This is a genomic window from Phormidium sp. CCY1219, assembly GCF_035615515.1.
Classification (GTDB): Bacteria; Cyanobacteriota; Cyanobacteriia; order Cyanobacteriales; family Laspinemataceae; genus CCY1219.
Genome location: NZ_JAJENT010000615.1, coordinates 1 through 14,208, shown reverse-complemented (window position 1 = coordinate 14,208; position 14,208 = coordinate 1). Strand labels below are relative to the sequence as shown.

Below are 14,208 nucleotides of genomic sequence, written 5' to 3'. Positions count from 1 at the left end.
TCTTCTCCCAACAATCTCAACAAGTAATCTGCTACGGGTGGGTGGTGTTGTGCAGGAATATTCGGTTTTGCGAAACCGGATATCCGTGCCGCGCCCAATGTTGACCCAAAAATGAGTAATAATACTGGGGATGAGTTGAGTACATCGTCCTCCCCAAGCGCGATCGAACCAAAATTCGTTCGATGGTTTGTAGTTTACTATAAAGCGATACCCAGAAAAATAGTCGATCGCTTCCCACCTCGATGACGAACAAGACTCGCGGGGCAAAAAGGCGATCGCCATTGGGGTTCTCCCCCATCCAGGGAAAAAATCCCCACAGTAATGACCCTGGATACGCGAAAGGCGCGATTGCATGGCGAACGCGCCCTCATCTGAACCCGCCCCCAGGGCATGGGAATCGTGCCTTTTTCAGTGTTAGACCCAGTGACGCATCCCCGGTGGTGCGTTACCCCCGGATTGGATCGGGGATCCAATGGGAACGGGGGGTGGTGAGGGTGACGCACCCGAGGGTGGCGATTGTGTTAGGTAGCGATCGCCGCCCTCAACCGAAGCGGTGGAAGGGAATCCTTAATATTTTCTCTATGTGCTGCAAGAGGGAACTGTGATTAAATCCAACCAGAGTTGTGGTTAGCCTGCTAGGGCGCGGGGCCGGTTTGTATCCTTGAATACAAACCCTCCCGAAACCAATCCCTAGGATGAGTCAGGGACAACGCAGCGCGGGTTTATGCCAAGGCGCGATCGCCTTATTCCCCACCGGTTGACGAACCACTCCCTCCAAAAACGAGGGAGCAAAACAGGGTGGAGAAAGCAACCGTTGAGGTTCAGGTCCTCAAACCGTTGAGAATCCTGGAAGTCAGTGCCAGGGGAGGAACAGCGCGATCGCCGCGATCGCCGCTAGGTGCCCAGGAGATGTCTGTTTCGTCTTCTAACCTCCTTGAGTGAACCCCTGCTCGTGCGCGTACTTGTCACCAGCAACGCTTGTCACCAGCAACGTGGATTGACACCAATTGAGAACTGAGGAGTTATTTATGTTCCAAACCCCACAAGAAGTATTAAATTTTATCCGCGAGCAAGACATCAAAATCGTAGACCTCAAGTTTATCGACATGCCCGGTATCTGGCAGCACTGCTCGTTTTACCGGGATCTGATTGACGAGGATGCTTTCACCGATGGAGTCGCCTTCGACGGTTCGAGCATTCGCGGGTGGAAATCCATCAACGAATCTGACATGGCAATGGTTCCCGATCCCACCACCGCCTGGATCGACCCGTTCATGTCCGAAAAAACCTTGAGCATGATTTGCAGCATCAAGGAACCCCGCACCGGTGAAATGTACAGCCGCGATCCGCGCACCATCGCCCAAAAAGCGCTCGATTACCTGATTTCCACCGGCATTGGCGATCTCGCCTTCTTTGGTCCAGAAGCCGAATTTTTCATTTTTGAAGATGTCCGTTTCGACCAAACCGAAAACAAAGGGTTTTACTACGTCGATTCCGTGGAAGGTCGCTGGAATTCCGGTAAAGAAGAACCCGGTGGCAACCTGGGCTACAAACCCCGCTACAAAGAAGGGTACTTCCCGGTGTCGCCCACGGATACCCTGCAAGACATGCGAACTGAAATGCTGCTGACGATGGGCGAATGCGGCGTACCTATCGAAAAGCACCACCACGAAGTGGCTACCGGCGGACAAAATGAACTCGGCATCAAGTTTGCCCCGATCGTCAAATCCGCCGACTACTTGATGACCTACAAATACGTTATCAAAAATGTGGCCAAGAAGTACGGCAAAACCGCGACCTTCATGCCAAAGCCGCTATTTAACGATAACGGTTCCGGGATGCACACTCACCAGTCTCTCTGGAAAGATGGTCAGCCCCTGTTCTGGGGCGATGGTTATGCCAACTTAAGCAAAATGGCTCTGCATTACATCGGGGGTCTGCTCAAACACGCTCCCGCTCTGTTGGCGTTTACCAACCCCACCACCAATTCTTACAAGCGTCTGGTGCCCGGTTTTGAAGCGCCGGTGAACTTGGCTTATTCTCAAGGGAACCGTTCTGCTTCGATTCGGATTCCCCTGTCGGGTCCGAATCCCAAGGCGAAACGGATGGAGTTCCGTTGCCCGGATGCCACTTGCAATCCCTATCTCGCCTTCGCGGCGATGCTCTGTGCGGGTCTCGATGGGATTAAGAACGAAATCGACCCCGGCGATGCTCTGGATGTGGATATCTACGATCTCAGTCCGGAAGAATTGGCCAAGATTCCCTCGACTCCTGGGTCTCTGCTGGATGCGCTCAAGGCTCTGGAAGGCGATCGCGAGTTCTTGACCAGCACCGGCGTCTTCACCGAAGATGTCATCGCCAGTTGGATCGAGTTCAAGCTCGATAATGAAGTCAACCCCATGCGCCTGCGTCCGCATCCCTACGAGTTTTCTCTCTACTTCGATGCCTAAACCTCTGCGAGAAAATCGCAACTAAGTAAGTTGAGCCACCCTTACGGTGGCTTTTTTGTGGCGCGACGGCTCATCGGAACCAGTCGCGGTTGGTTTCCCTTTGCATAAACCATGCTCGGAAAAAATTGCGTTAGAATCAGCAACACAAGTTTATAAAACGTAACTAAAAAAGTATGAGCGTCACATACCCGCGTAAATTCCGCAATTCAATGAGCGCCCGCGATGTGATGAAGCACGTGGTGCGCGATCGCGAAATCCATCTAATCACCCTCAACCGCTACCGCTTTAGCGAACAACGCAGTTGCAAAGACCTCACGGATCTGATCGAACGCCTCGACGGTCAACCCCGCGAATTGGTACGCGAGTTGTCTCGCCACGTCTCCGATGAAGCCCGTCACGCTATGTGGCTCACGGATCTGCTCTACGAACTTGGCTCGGATCTGGACAAACCCCCGGGAATGGCCTATATCGAGGAATTCGACCGTCTGCTGGACAAAGATGGCTTTGAAACCCTCGAAGATGGCACGATCGCCGCCCTCGCCGCCATTAACGTCACCGAAAAACGCGGCTGCGAATATTTCTCCGGTCACATTCAAGCCCTCAAATCTGCCGAACAAACCCCAGAAAACATCTTCATCCGCGAAACTCTCGAACGCATTATGCCCGAAGAAGCAGGGCACGTGCGCTGGGGAAATCGCTGGTTGGCTCAAATGGCGAAAAAAAGCCCGCAACACCGCCAAAAAGTCGAACAAGCAAAATCCAAATATGCCGCGATCGAACAAGCTGCCTTTGAAGCCGGTATGGATATTACAATGGGCGCAGAATTGCGGCGCGTCGCTAGCCTCCTCGATGTGGCCAATACGCTCCCTCTCTGGGAACGTCCCGCCTACCTCATGGAACGCCTCCCGCAAACCCTGATCGCTCCAGACCTCCAGCTCACCCGGGTGCAAGCCGCACAAAAAGCCTGGAACCGCGATCCACAGGCATTTATGGAAAAATTCGTGCCGATGTTCTTAAACGGCTTGAATTCTTCTAATTCCAAAAAATAAAAGGCGAGAGTGACTTTTGCGCCTCCCCTTTCTGAAGGCGCTTTCCCTCCCTCGGTCATACTCGCCCCTTCCGTGATAAAATCGATCGCGGTAAATCTAACTCAATCGGCAACTCGCCAAGTTCACAAACCCCTTTTAACATCACTCAAAACATCGCTCTCAATTTTCGCTCCCTACCCAGCGAACGGTGTCCACCCATTCCAGGAGATTCAGATGACCACCGAAGTAGAAAACCTTTGCAATCCCGACGAATCCACTGAAGAATTATTGTCAGAGTCTACATCCGTTAACCTCGTCGAGGAAATCGAAACGGTGATTGGCAGTCTGGCCCAAGACCAAAAGGTGATGTTCGCCCAAAGCGAAGCAGGTCATCTTTGGAAATTTCAATACGGTAGCGTTGAGGTGTTCGTGCAACTGACGGGAACCACCGATGAGGACAGCTTGAGCGTGTGGTCTTTCGTCCTCAAACTCCCGGCGAAAAACGAACCGCAGTTAATGCGCCAGCTATTAGATATGAACTGGTCGTCTACTTTGGAATCTCGTTTTGCTATTGTGGACGATCGCGTGGTGGTGGTCTCCACCCGCACGGTGGCGGATATCAATCCTGGGGAAATTTCTCGCTGTATCACCATTGTGGCAACCATCGCCGATGACAATGATGAGGCGCTGCTTGAGGCATTCGGTCAATAAAATATCCCCCGGTGCGTTGAGTTCGCCGGGTCTGTTTGTTGCCCCTCCTCCATCACATCTCTGATGCATTCATCTTCTTGGCGCTCGATCGGTCTGATTCGCGCTCCCGCCAACATCCAAATGGCGATCGACTATTGGTTGTTCGAGCAGCATCGGGCCGGTAAATTGCCGCCTGTGCTGCGATTTTATACCTGGGATCCGCTGGCAATTTCTCTCGGCTACCATCAGCGTCGCTGGCCCGATGGGTGGCGTCAGCTCTCTTGGCATGGACAACCGATCGATTTGGTGCGTCGTCCCACGGGGGGACGCGCTGTGCTGCATCAGGGGGATTTAACCTATATGGTGGTCATGTCTGAATTGGGGGCAAACTCTTGCGCGATCGCTAAATCCTCTCGCCTCGCCGCCTATGAAACCATTTGTCAGTTTTTGATCGAGGGATGGCGCAGTTTGGGGGTGGAATTACACTACGGTCGGGCGGGACGCGGTTACGCTAAAACTCCCAATTGTTTTGCCACCGCTACCGGTGCGGATTTGGTCTTGCCAAATGGTGCTAAATTTATCGGCAGCGCTCAGCTCAAACGGGGCGGGGCTATTTTGCAACATGGTTCGATCCTGCTCAACCCGTCGGTGGAGTTGTTTTCTCGCGTCTTCGATCCGCAAGCTTCGCAATTGATTGGCGGAGTTCATCTGTTGCCCGATTCTTTACCCCGGGATGTTTCAAAGTTAATCGAGATGGCGATCGCTTCGTTACTCTGCGCCGCATCTCGCTGTTTTGAGGTAGAAATCCATCACCAGCCCCTTACCCGGGAAGAATGGCAACACATCAAAACCGATGCACTTAATTTGCCAGTTTTTGCGGTTTAAAATCCCGATTTTGAAGCGAAGGGCGTAATTCGCGAGAAGTTGGAAGCTCTGACTCTCCCACCGGAAGCCACTTCGGCGGCTTTTCTTTTGGCTCATCTCCGGGGAATTTGTTATGCAAATTAACCGTGCAGCCAGTTTACTTTTTCATCGCGGATTTGGCCAGTTCTTGGGGGGAGACGGCTTCGGAGGTGGCTTTGGCGATCGCGCCTAAATGAAACCCTGCCGGATAGCTGCCTTCTTCCTTAATCCGTTTAATTTGTTCGGGGGAAATCGGCAGGTTCATCTTTTTCGCTAAGGCGGCCACAATATCGCCGCGATCGATAATCCCGGCAACCGCACCGGCTTTGGAAAACACCGTCAGCAAGGTTAGCTGATGGTTTTCCATCTCGATAATCGCCTCTACCAACGGCGTATCTTCCTCCACGCCGATAATCTCGCTTAACGGCGTCACGATACTGCGAACGGTTTGCGTTTCCCACTGACTGCGTTCGATAACCCGCAGGTCCTCGGGGGACAGCCGACCGCGATAGCGACCTTCAGAGGCGGCAAAGTAGGCAAAATCGCGAGTTTCGGCGAGAATGTATTCCTCGGCAAATTGCCGCAGGGTCATGTTGGCATCGATGACGCGAAACTGTCTGGTCATCGCATCTTCGGCTTTCAGTTTGACTAAAGCTTCTTGCAACTGCGCTTGGGAATTGTAAGCGTTTGCAGTGCGAACGGCAAATCCGCCGAGAAAGGCAATCCAAATGCCACTCAAACTATTGTTGGATAAAAATAAAACCACGCCAAAGGCGATCGCGCTCAACCCCAGGGTTTTTCCACTCAGGGCCGCCCAGCGAATCCCCTGAAAGCGACTGCCGGTCAGCTTCCATACCGCCGCTTTTAAGACTTGACCCCCATCGAGGGGCAACCCGGGAATTAAATTAAACACCCCCAACACCAAATTAATTCTGGATAAATTCAATGCTAAAACTTCGATGGGGGAGTCGCTAGGGGTCTGTCCGGCGATCGATCCGAGAATGGCAAACAACATGAAACTCACCGCCGGTCCGGCGATCGCTACTTGAAAGGCTTGACCCGGGGTTTTCGATTCGCGATCGATGGACGCTACGCCGCCAAAAATAAATAAGGTAATCGAGTTAACCTTAATGCCTTGGGACATCGCCACCAAACTGTGTCCGAGTTCGTGAAGCAGTACGGAGGCAAACAGCAACAGGGCTAATGCCAAACCCACAGTCCAAGCGATTATGGGATCCCAGGTTTCGGTCTCGGCGAAGTTTGCCCCATTCGCCAAGGTGACCAACAGTAGGATAATCAACCAAGATTTATCGATATAGAAAGGGATACCAAATAGGGATCCGATTCGCCAAGCTGCCTGCATGAAACTTTCCTTTTTTCTTGACTCTAGCCGATCGCCTGCTTGTGGAGGGCGTCAACCCCTCAATTGTCCTTTCTTAATTGTACTCATTTTTCTCTGTTCCCCCACTGGGGTTGGATGAATGTCCCTGGGGAATTTGCGAGGGATCGAGGGGCAAAGGGTGACAGGCGGTAAGCGGCGATCGCCAATTGCGCTGTCGGGAATCAAGGGCGCTCCCCAGGGCGATCGCCTTGGGGAGCGGTTGGAATCATTTATTAGCACAAAACTTCGCTTTTGTCAAGCTTTATTTTGCACTTTGGTAGGAGGTTTACAGAACCCCGGCATTACCCAATCCCAAAATGATGCCCGCGCCGAGTAAGTGGCCGAAACTTAAGGTGGCCAGCAATTCGGGGATGCCAAAGTTAGTCCACAGGGCGGGGGGTTGCACGGGCAGACTCGGACCCACGCCGGGGTTTTGAATCGCCTTGTAACCAATGGCGATCGCAAACAGGTTGGCCAGGATCATCACCAGTCCGATGGTGGGGGACCAGCTTGGGGTGGGGGGGACGTTGGCTGCCGCTACGGCCAGTAAGGTGCTGTATAGCAAGATTCTATCTCCTATGTTGATAAATTTGTACAATTGAAAGGAATTATAAAGAGCGATGGCGAAAAAATAATAATTTTGCTCAATACTTTAAAGTTGCTTAAAATTTCGATACAAATCGAAACAATTACGGGGGACGATCGCGAATGCGCGTGAAGATTTGCGGAATTACCAAACCAGAGCAAGGACGGGCGATCGCGCAGATGGGAGCCAGTGCCTTGGGTTTTATCTGCGTGTCCCGCTCTGCGCGCTATGTGACGCCACTGCAGATTCGCGCGGTGGTGAGTCGGCTACAAGGAGAGTCGGTGGGCTGCATCGGGGTGTTTGCCAACACCACGCCAGAAACCATTTGTCAAGTATTTCGCGAAGCCGGGGGGTTGACGGGGGTGCAGCTACATGGCGATGAATCCCCGGAGGTTTGCGATCGCCTGCGTCGGTTACTCCCACCCGGGATAGAACTGATCAAAGCGTTGCGGGTCAAAACCCCGGCGGCGTTAGAAACCGCCAAGGAGTATGTGGACTGTGTGGATACCTTGCTGTTGGATGCCTATCATCCTGGGATGCTGGGGGGGACGGGAAAACAACTGGACTGGGGAAGTTTAACCGAGTTCGATCCGGGGTGTCCCTGGTTGCTGGCAGGGGGATTAACGCCGGATAATGTTTTAGCCGCCCTGGCACAAGTAAACCCCGCCGGCATCGACCTCTCGAGTGGGGTGGAGCGATCGCCGGGGGACAAAGATTTAGCCAAAGTGGCGCGATTGTTTGAAATGCTCAAACGGCAAGAAGTGTGAAGGATAAAACTTCGGGCTTGACACTTCACACTTCTGAGGTTATAATTCAGCCTTTAAAAGAAGCTGGGTTGGTGGCGAATTAGGTTCAGGAACTCTTCGCGAGTTTTTTGTTCTTCGTCAAAAATCCCGAGCATGGCACTGGTGACGGTCCAGGATCCGGGCTTTTGCACCCCGCGCATGGCCATGCACATATGAGTTGCTTCCATGACCACGGCCACTCCTTTGGGTTCTAAGATGGTTTGGATGGCTTCGGCGATTTGGCGATTCAGGCGTTCCTGGACTTGCAAGCGGCGGGCATACATTTCCACAATCCGGGCGAGTTTGCTGAGACCCACCACTTTTTCGTTGGGGATATAGGCAACATGTGCTTTGCCCATAAATGGCAGCATGTGGTGCTCGCAAAGGCTGAAGAAGTTGATGTCGCGAACCAGTACCATCTCGTTGTGCCCTTCGTCAAAAATGGCATTATTCACCAGGTCTTCTAAGGACTGGGAATAGCCGCTGGTGAGGAAGCGCATGGCTTCGGCTACGCGCTTGGGGGTTTTGAGCAAGCCTTCGCGTTCGGGGTCTTCTCCGATGGAAAGGAGAATGTCTCGCACGGCATCCATCATCCGCTCGTTGTCTTCTTCTGCTGCTGCAGGGGGGTGCAGGTGGGGTTGCGTGCCGTTTAAGGTGTTGCGATCGGGTCGGACGGGAATGGCGGTTTTACCGGAAGCATTTGCGGCTTGCATGCCGTTTTCAAGGTCTTTTTTGGTTCCGTTAGAACGGTTGTCAGAGGCAATAGTCATAATAAATTTGGGTTGGAGTTGAAAGGAATGTACAGAACAACGGGTGGATGAGCGATCGCGCCTTTAAGCGGTGAGTGCATTTGTACGGAAGGCGCACTCATACTCGCGATCGCTCGAGTTAGGTGGGCAATCCTTTTGTCGAGGCTCGAACGGCAGTATCGGCTCAAATCCAGTGGAGATTTATCGCACTCCCGGGTTCGATGTGAAAGTGAGTTCCTCAACCACTGCGTTATCTGGCAGCAGTGCAGTTTGCCGGGTGGATCCGGCAGCAATTTCCGGGTCAACCGCTTGCCAGGGTGATACTCCCGGGGCGCTGGCGTTGCCCGGGGGAGGCTACTGTTCTAGAGGGCTGTCCGGAAGTCGGCGCGGTGGCTCATTCCTGGGTTGTTCGCCAAAATGGGCGATCGCCAATTTTTTCTCGCACTGGCTTAACCTGTGCTTAGTTAATGGCGTAAGTCTTTGCACTGATGCCCGAGGAACGCGCCGCGTTGGTCACGGCTTCTATTTTTGCGGGCGATCGCTTCGCCTCTTGCCACATCAATCCCGGTTTCGGCAAATGCTAGGGTCGTGGCCAAAGCCAATCCCATCTCATTGCCTCAGCGATCGCGGTATCCGGGCAAGGTTGGAAAACCGATCGAATCGGGTAATTATTTTTGACGGACAAAACCTCTTGCATCCAAGCCATACTTGGCTTTATTATGTAAGTTTCCTCGTCTCTCATTCCTCGCCGACGAATTGCTGACATCTTTTGGGAAATTCGCCGGATTAACGTACCAATTCTCAATTCGGCTGCAGGAGACAGCATCTCTATCTGGGGATAGATGCTCAAAGATTGCATTCCGTGGGATGATGAGACATCGAATATCCGGCATCGCAGGATCCTGTATGCGCCGAGTCTCCCGAACCCGGGACAGGGATTTCCCCACTCTCGATGGGCTGTTTGATGGCAAGTTTGCGGCATGAGCAACTATCTGTAAACTTCACCGAACCGCAGCGATCGCCGCTTATGAAAGTTTGCCGGCTATAACGCTTTTGCTGTGAATGGCACTTCGGAGTGCCGTCCATCTGTCGCCTCGGAGACCCAGGCAGAATTTCTCCCGGATAATCTGTACTTGCCGAGAGCGTCAACCTATTTCCCTTAACGGGTTAACAACAAGTTTTACAAATTAACTGCAAGGTGAGAGAGTTTGGGCATCAACGGTTCGGGCAAATATTGGATATGAGTTTGGCTAACTGTGAAGTTTCTGCGTGACATCTAAGGAGAAACTCCGGAGGCTTGTTGTCCATTTGGAAAATCGCTCCACTGAGAAAAATTAGCAAAACGTAAACTTTTGTGACCTTTTCAATTATAACTGACCCGGGGCGTTTTTTGGCAATTTCTGGAAATTTTTGCCGGGAAAATTGCGAATGGCCAATTTCGGCTCGCCACTTGCCCTCTGGGGTTTTTCCGCCACAGCGATCTGTAAATTTCGGGGGAATAAGCCGGGAGTTTTTCATCGGGTGAAATAGACCACTGGCCGCCGGAAAATTCTTTGGCCAAAGCTCCGATTGGAGCAGGAAAAGCAGGGAAACCCGGAGCAATTTTCTAGGGCGATTGTTCCTTGCATACCACTGGATATTTCCCTTTTTTTTACCGTGGATTGCCCGGGCAGGAGGCCGATCGCCGTTTAGGGTTGACAGGGTTGTGCTGTTATGCTAAATTTAACGCACCAATCAAGCACGAGCCATTTTACCCAGGGAAAAATATGCGAATTAAATGTATTCCCGCTTTAGGCTGGCACTTCAGCAAACATGCCGATGCGGCGAAACTTTTGATACCGCAGGTCTCGGCGTTGCTGACTGGTTAGGGCAGAAAGTTCTTCTAAATTCTGTAACAACGCTTCTTTGAGGATTTCAGCGGCTTTCAAGGGATTGGAATGAGCGCCGCCGATGGGTTCGGGCAAGATTTGGTCGAGAATTCCGAGGTTTTTCAAATCCCCGGAGGTAATTTTCAACGCTTCGGCGGCTTGTGGCGCTTTGGCGGCATCTTTCCAGAGAATCGCCGCACAAGCTTCTGGAGTCGCCACGGTGTAAACCGCATGTTCGAACATTAACAGCCGATCGCCGACGCCAATGCCCAAGGCCCCGCCGGATCCACCTTCGCCAATCACCGTGGAGATAATCGGCACGTCTAATCGGAACATTTCGCGCAGGTTATAGGCGATCGCCTCTCCTTGGCCCTGATGTTCTGCTTCGATGCCGGCCCAAGCGCCTGGGGTATCGATGAAGGTAATAATCGGCATTCCAAACCGATTCGCATGTTCCATCAATCGCATGGCTTTGCGATAGCCCCCGGGAGACGCCATGCCAAAATTTCGCGCTACGTTGTCTTTGGTATCGCGCCCTTTTTGATGACCCAGAATCGTTACCGGAATGCCGTCAAGTCGGGCAATCCCCCCGACCAGGGCCGGATCGTCACACCCTCGCCTGTCGCCGTGCAATTCCATCCATTCATCGGCGATCGCCTGAATGTAATCGAGGGTACTCGGACGTCTCGGATGTCGCGCCAACTGCAACCGCTGATAGGGGGTCAAGGTGGAAAATATCTCTTGCCGCAGTTGGTTGGACCGCGCTTCTAACTGCCGGATTTGCTCCGACACATCCACGCCATTTTCTTCGGCTAGATCGCGAATTTGTTGAATCCGCCCTTCTAGCTCGGCTAATGGCTTTTCAAAGTCTAAAAGGAATGTTCTGCGTTCGGTTGGTGCCATAAACGATTGATGGAGGACGGGGCGTCAAGGGAGATAACTACAATTGGGCGATCGGCGTTTGGAGTGGATGGGGAATCATCCTCAGAAAGCCGATCGCCGTTCATCCCCTAAAAATTAACGGAAAACCGGGTGCTGCGCCGTGCAATTCAGATAATGGAGTCTGCAACACAGATTAAAACCCCAGAGGCGCGCTCTAAAAGCTCAACAGGGGTTTAAATCCATGCTTCACCGACCATTTGCCGATTTGCTCCATTTTCTCCACGGTGATTTGATTGCGTCCCCACGAGAAGTTCGTGTAGATTTTTTCAAATTCGAGCAGCATCGATTCGGCAAAGCAGGCAAATAGCTGACGGGCGGGAATATCCATGCTGACGATTTTCATAATCCGCCAGTCGATATCTAAGGAGTGTTCCACAATGCCGCCTTTGAGGACGAAGACTTCCGGATGCTGCAGTTGGGTGTCTAGGTTCTTCGGGTATCCGCCATCGATTAACAAGCAGGGATGTTTCAACTTGTTGGCTTCGAGTTGAATGCCTTTGGGCATACTGGCGACCCACACCACAATGTCAGCTTGGGGAAGGGCTTCTTCTAGGCTGATTATTTTGCCCCGCCCGAGTTCTGTTTGCAAGGCATTCAGGCGATCGCGATCGCGGGCAATCAGCAATAAGTCCGCTACATCCACGCGCCGATCGAGCCAGCGACATACGGCACTGCCAATGTCGCCTGTGGCTCCACAAACGGCTACGGTGGCTTTGGACAATTCGATGCCTAGCTGTGCGGCTCCCTGTTCCACCTGCTGACAAATAATGTAGGCGGTGTGGGTGTTGCCGGTGGTAAAGCGCTCGAATTCTAGCTTGATATTGCGGACTTTCTCAATTTGGTGCAGGTTAAAGTTTTCAAAAATAATCGAGGAAAAACCGCCAAGCGCTGTGATGTTGATGCCTTGCTTTTGGGCGTGCGCCATCGCGTTGAGCACTTTGCGGGTGGCGGCTTTGATTCGCCGATTGGCGAGCATCTCGGGTAAAAAGCAAGATTCCACGTAACGACCTTCAATGGTCTGTCCCGTTGCCACACTGGTAACAGTGATATTATCGACAATCTGCGGTGGCGCGGAACACCAGAAATCAAGCCCTTGGTCGGCGTATTCTGGATATCCGAGATCTCTAGCAACCGACTGGGCGTGCGCCAAACTGGTTAGGTGACCGATAAGACCAAACATTAAACGTTCTATGTAAGCCTTTGTTTTAGGCAAAAATGGGTTAACCGCAAGGGGGTGGATTTTAAGGTATCCTTGACAATCCTACTACACAACGGAGTGCCACAACACATGCACTCCAGGTGGGGCGATCGCAACAACCTCCATCTGTGGCGGCTATCTTCGCCCACCGAGTCCGCCTCGGACAGAGGCCCCCCTCTGAGGCTGCTCTGTCCGAGGCGTCTGCATTACTTCGGTGAAAGGATTCACTACAGTGCTATCAACCCGTGATGCCGTAAGCGGACATCCGCATGATTTCGCGGGTGGAGAACCCAATGTTGCTCAGGGCTTCGCCATAAGCAATCATAAAGTCTTCGATTAAGCTCTCTTTCTCCATCGCCAAGATGCGGGCGTCTGCTTCAACTTTGTTGAGCATTTTCCACACCAAGGGCAGGTTCTCCCGATTGGCTTGTTCTAATTCGGCTTTGGATTCTTCAAAGTGGGCTTTGAGCCACTCTTCGCCAAAGTTTAGATGGCTGTATTCGTCTTTGACCACTCCTTCGGTGATTTTGCGCGCGAACGGATCCGCTACGGGGATGTAAATGTTGTACGCCGCGATCGCAAAGCTTTCGATAATCAGCGCTTGAATCAACAAGCAGGTGACGATTTTCTCTTCGGCGGCGGCTTTTTGGAAGTTCTGGTGCAGGTCTGCAAAAAACTCCCGCGCAAATTCCATGTCTGGCGTGACTTCTAAGTTGCGACCACAAGCTTGGAACCCTTTCTTATGGCGCGCCTCCATTTTGGCTAACCGGGCTAACTCCTCTTTGGACTCTGGTAGCAGTTGACCCAGTTGAATGTAGTTGTCGTTGGCTTCTTGTTCGCCTTCGATTACAATCGCGTTGATGCGGCTGTAAGCGTCTTTATAGGTTTCGCTCTGGTAGTCGAGTTCAGGGGTGATGGCCTCGAGCTGCGGCATAAGTCTGTTGTCTCCTGAATAGATTGTTGCCGACGATCGTACAGTGACTGTTGACGTCTTAAGTTATTAGGATAAACTGGTTCACCCTACTTAAACAACATAATTGTTACTTTACTCTTCGTAATCAAACTTCAGCATTCTGATTATAAATCGTGAACGCTCGCAAATACTGCCTGGAGCTTGAATTTGCGTTTTGCCCCCTGGCTGGGGCAAATGCTGCCTCTCCTGTGCAAAATCTCCGCCCCCCAGACAAGAGGGACTACCCGGATCCAGCCTGCCAGGGCTAATTTAATGGCAAAGCGCGCCATTAAATTAGCCCGCTTCTGTGCTACCCCAACTCCCAATTGTCAGTTTTCCCTGACAATTGGGAAAGCGATCGCCCTCCCGTTGCCATCTTACCTATCGCAGACTGGAAATTGAGAATTGAGGATTAGGAATAAATAATTAACTATAGCCAATAAGCAATCATCAATAAACAATTGTAAATTAAATTTCAAGAATTGTAAATTAGAAATACACCGACTTTATACCAAGTTAGTATAAAATAGCTACAAATAACCGAAACCGATCGACTAATGCTTTGGGAGGGGATGAGGGGATTTAGTTGTTTCCCCCCGCGAGATAAACATTCTTCCTTTGTCCCCCCCCTTTCCAAGGGGGGTAAGGGGGGGATACGAGGTAAAAATCATTCCTT

14 protein-coding genes are annotated in these 14,208 nt (G+C 51.9%); 6 read left to right on the top strand and 8 right to left on the bottom strand.

Going from position 1 to position 14,208, the window contains the following annotated elements; genetic code table 11:
• Positions 1 to 31: 31 nt before the first annotated feature.
• On the bottom strand, positions 32 to 298 hold the full coding sequence (locus tag LKK83_RS17260) for a hypothetical protein (protein WP_324632491.1): 267 nt from the start codon (positions 296 to 298) through the stop codon (positions 32 to 34).
• A gap of 500 nt (positions 299 to 798) precedes the next feature.
• Between LKK83_RS17260 and LKK83_RS17255 the strand changes: the two genes are divergently transcribed.
• From LKK83_RS17255 to LKK83_RS17235, 5 genes are all read left to right on the top strand, one after another.
• A complete protein-coding gene (locus tag LKK83_RS17255; RefSeq protein WP_324632489.1) occupies positions 799 to 942 on the top strand; it encodes a hypothetical protein in 144 nt (47 codons plus the stop codon).
• Positions 943 to 1,028: 86 nt separating this feature from the next.
• On the top strand, positions 1,029 to 2,450 hold the full coding sequence (gene glnA, locus LKK83_RS17250) for a type I glutamate--ammonia ligase (protein ID WP_324632488.1): 1,422 nt from the start codon (positions 1,029 to 1,031) through the stop codon (positions 2,448 to 2,450).
• A gap of 173 nt (positions 2,451 to 2,623) precedes the next feature.
• Positions 2,624 to 3,499 carry a ferritin-like domain-containing protein gene (locus LKK83_RS17245; RefSeq protein WP_324632487.1) on the top strand — a complete coding sequence of 292 codons (876 nt, stop codon included), beginning with the start codon at positions 2,624 to 2,626 and terminating at the stop codon, positions 3,497 to 3,499.
• Between the two features lie 213 nt (positions 3,500 to 3,712).
• Entirely contained in the window at positions 3,713 to 4,189 is a 477-nt protein-coding gene (locus LKK83_RS17240; RefSeq protein ID WP_324632486.1) for a YbjN domain-containing protein, read from the top strand.
• Positions 4,190 to 4,252: 63 nt separating this feature from the next.
• A complete protein-coding gene (locus LKK83_RS17235; RefSeq protein WP_324632485.1) occupies positions 4,253 to 5,053 on the top strand; it encodes a lipoate--protein ligase family protein in 801 nt (266 codons plus the stop codon).
• Between the two features lie 136 nt (positions 5,054 to 5,189).
• On the opposite strand, the gene LKK83_RS17230 is transcribed toward LKK83_RS17235, so the two are convergent.
• Positions 5,190 to 6,434, bottom strand: a complete 1,245-nt coding sequence (locus LKK83_RS17230; RefSeq protein WP_324632484.1) for a site-2 protease family protein — start codon at positions 6,432 to 6,434, stop codon at positions 5,190 to 5,192.
• A 304-nt stretch (positions 6,435 to 6,738) separates the two neighbouring features.
• Positions 6,739 to 7,017 carry a photosystem I reaction center subunit PsaK gene (gene psaK / locus LKK83_RS17225; RefSeq protein ID WP_324632483.1) on the bottom strand — a complete coding sequence of 93 codons (279 nt, stop codon included), beginning with the start codon at positions 7,015 to 7,017 and terminating at the stop codon, positions 6,739 to 6,741.
• Positions 7,018 to 7,160: 143 nt separating this feature from the next.
• Here psaK and LKK83_RS17220 point away from each other — a divergent pair, with 143 nt between their 5' ends.
• Positions 7,161 to 7,805 carry a phosphoribosylanthranilate isomerase gene (locus LKK83_RS17220; protein ID WP_324632482.1) on the top strand — a complete coding sequence of 215 codons (645 nt, stop codon included), beginning with the start codon at positions 7,161 to 7,163 and terminating at the stop codon, positions 7,803 to 7,805.
• 53 nt (positions 7,806 to 7,858) lie between these two features.
• On the opposite strand, the gene folE is transcribed toward LKK83_RS17220, so the two are convergent.
• From folE to LKK83_RS17195, 5 genes are all read right to left on the bottom strand, one after another.
• Entirely contained in the window at positions 7,859 to 8,593 is a 735-nt protein-coding gene (gene folE, locus LKK83_RS17215) for a GTP cyclohydrolase I FolE (RefSeq protein WP_324632481.1), read from the bottom strand.
• 443 nt (positions 8,594 to 9,036) lie between these two features.
• Complete coding sequence (locus tag LKK83_RS17210; RefSeq protein WP_324632480.1) at positions 9,037 to 9,180, bottom strand: hypothetical protein; 144 nt, start codon at positions 9,178 to 9,180, stop codon at positions 9,037 to 9,039.
• A 1,182-nt stretch (positions 9,181 to 10,362) separates the two neighbouring features.
• On the bottom strand, positions 10,363 to 11,343 hold the full coding sequence (gene accA, locus LKK83_RS17205) for an acetyl-CoA carboxylase carboxyl transferase subunit alpha (RefSeq protein WP_324632479.1): 981 nt from the start codon (positions 11,341 to 11,343) through the stop codon (positions 10,363 to 10,365).
• A gap of 193 nt (positions 11,344 to 11,536) precedes the next feature.
• Positions 11,537 to 12,562: a long-chain acyl-[acyl-carrier-protein] reductase gene (locus tag LKK83_RS17200; protein WP_324632478.1), complete on the bottom strand. Its 1,026-nt coding sequence runs from the start codon at positions 12,560 to 12,562 to the stop codon at positions 11,537 to 11,539.
• A gap of 256 nt (positions 12,563 to 12,818) precedes the next feature.
• Positions 12,819 to 13,514, bottom strand: a complete 696-nt coding sequence (locus LKK83_RS17195; protein WP_324632477.1) for an aldehyde oxygenase (deformylating) — start codon at positions 13,512 to 13,514, stop codon at positions 12,819 to 12,821.
• Positions 13,515 to 14,208: the final 694 nt, after the last annotated feature.

Bases quoted from the DNA above. Each gene is read 5' to 3' on its own strand.
- LKK83_RS17260 (WP_324632491.1), bottom strand. From the start codon at position 298: ATGGGGGAGAACCCCAATGGCGATCGCCTTTTTGCCCCGCGAGTCTTG.
- glnA (WP_324632488.1), top strand. From the start codon at position 1,029: ATGTTCCAAACCCCACAAGAAGTATTAAATTTTATCCGCGAGCAAGAC.
- LKK83_RS17245 (WP_324632487.1), top strand. From the start codon at position 2,624: ATGAGCGTCACATACCCGCGTAAATTCCGCAATTCAATGAGCGCCCGC.
- LKK83_RS17240 (WP_324632486.1), top strand. From the start codon at position 3,713: ATGACCACCGAAGTAGAAAACCTTTGCAATCCCGACGAATCCACTGAA.
- LKK83_RS17235 (WP_324632485.1), top strand. From the start codon at position 4,253: ATGCATTCATCTTCTTGGCGCTCGATCGGTCTGATTCGCGCTCCCGCC.
- LKK83_RS17230 (WP_324632484.1), bottom strand. From the start codon at position 6,434: ATGCAGGCAGCTTGGCGAATCGGATCCCTATTTGGTATCCCTTTCTAT.
- LKK83_RS17220 (WP_324632482.1), top strand. From the start codon at position 7,161: ATGCGCGTGAAGATTTGCGGAATTACCAAACCAGAGCAAGGACGGGCG.
- folE (WP_324632481.1), bottom strand. From the start codon at position 8,593: ATGACTATTGCCTCTGACAACCGTTCTAACGGAACCAAAAAAGACCTT.
- LKK83_RS17210 (WP_324632480.1), bottom strand. From the start codon at position 9,180: ATGGGATTGGCTTTGGCCACGACCCTAGCATTTGCCGAAACCGGGATT.
- accA (WP_324632479.1), bottom strand. From the start codon at position 11,343: ATGGCACCAACCGAACGCAGAACATTCCTTTTAGACTTTGAAAAGCCA.
- LKK83_RS17200 (WP_324632478.1), bottom strand. From the start codon at position 12,562: ATGTTTGGTCTTATCGGTCACCTAACCAGTTTGGCGCACGCCCAGTCG.
- LKK83_RS17195 (WP_324632477.1), bottom strand. From the start codon at position 13,514: ATGCCGCAGCTCGAGGCCATCACCCCTGAACTCGACTACCAGAGCGAA.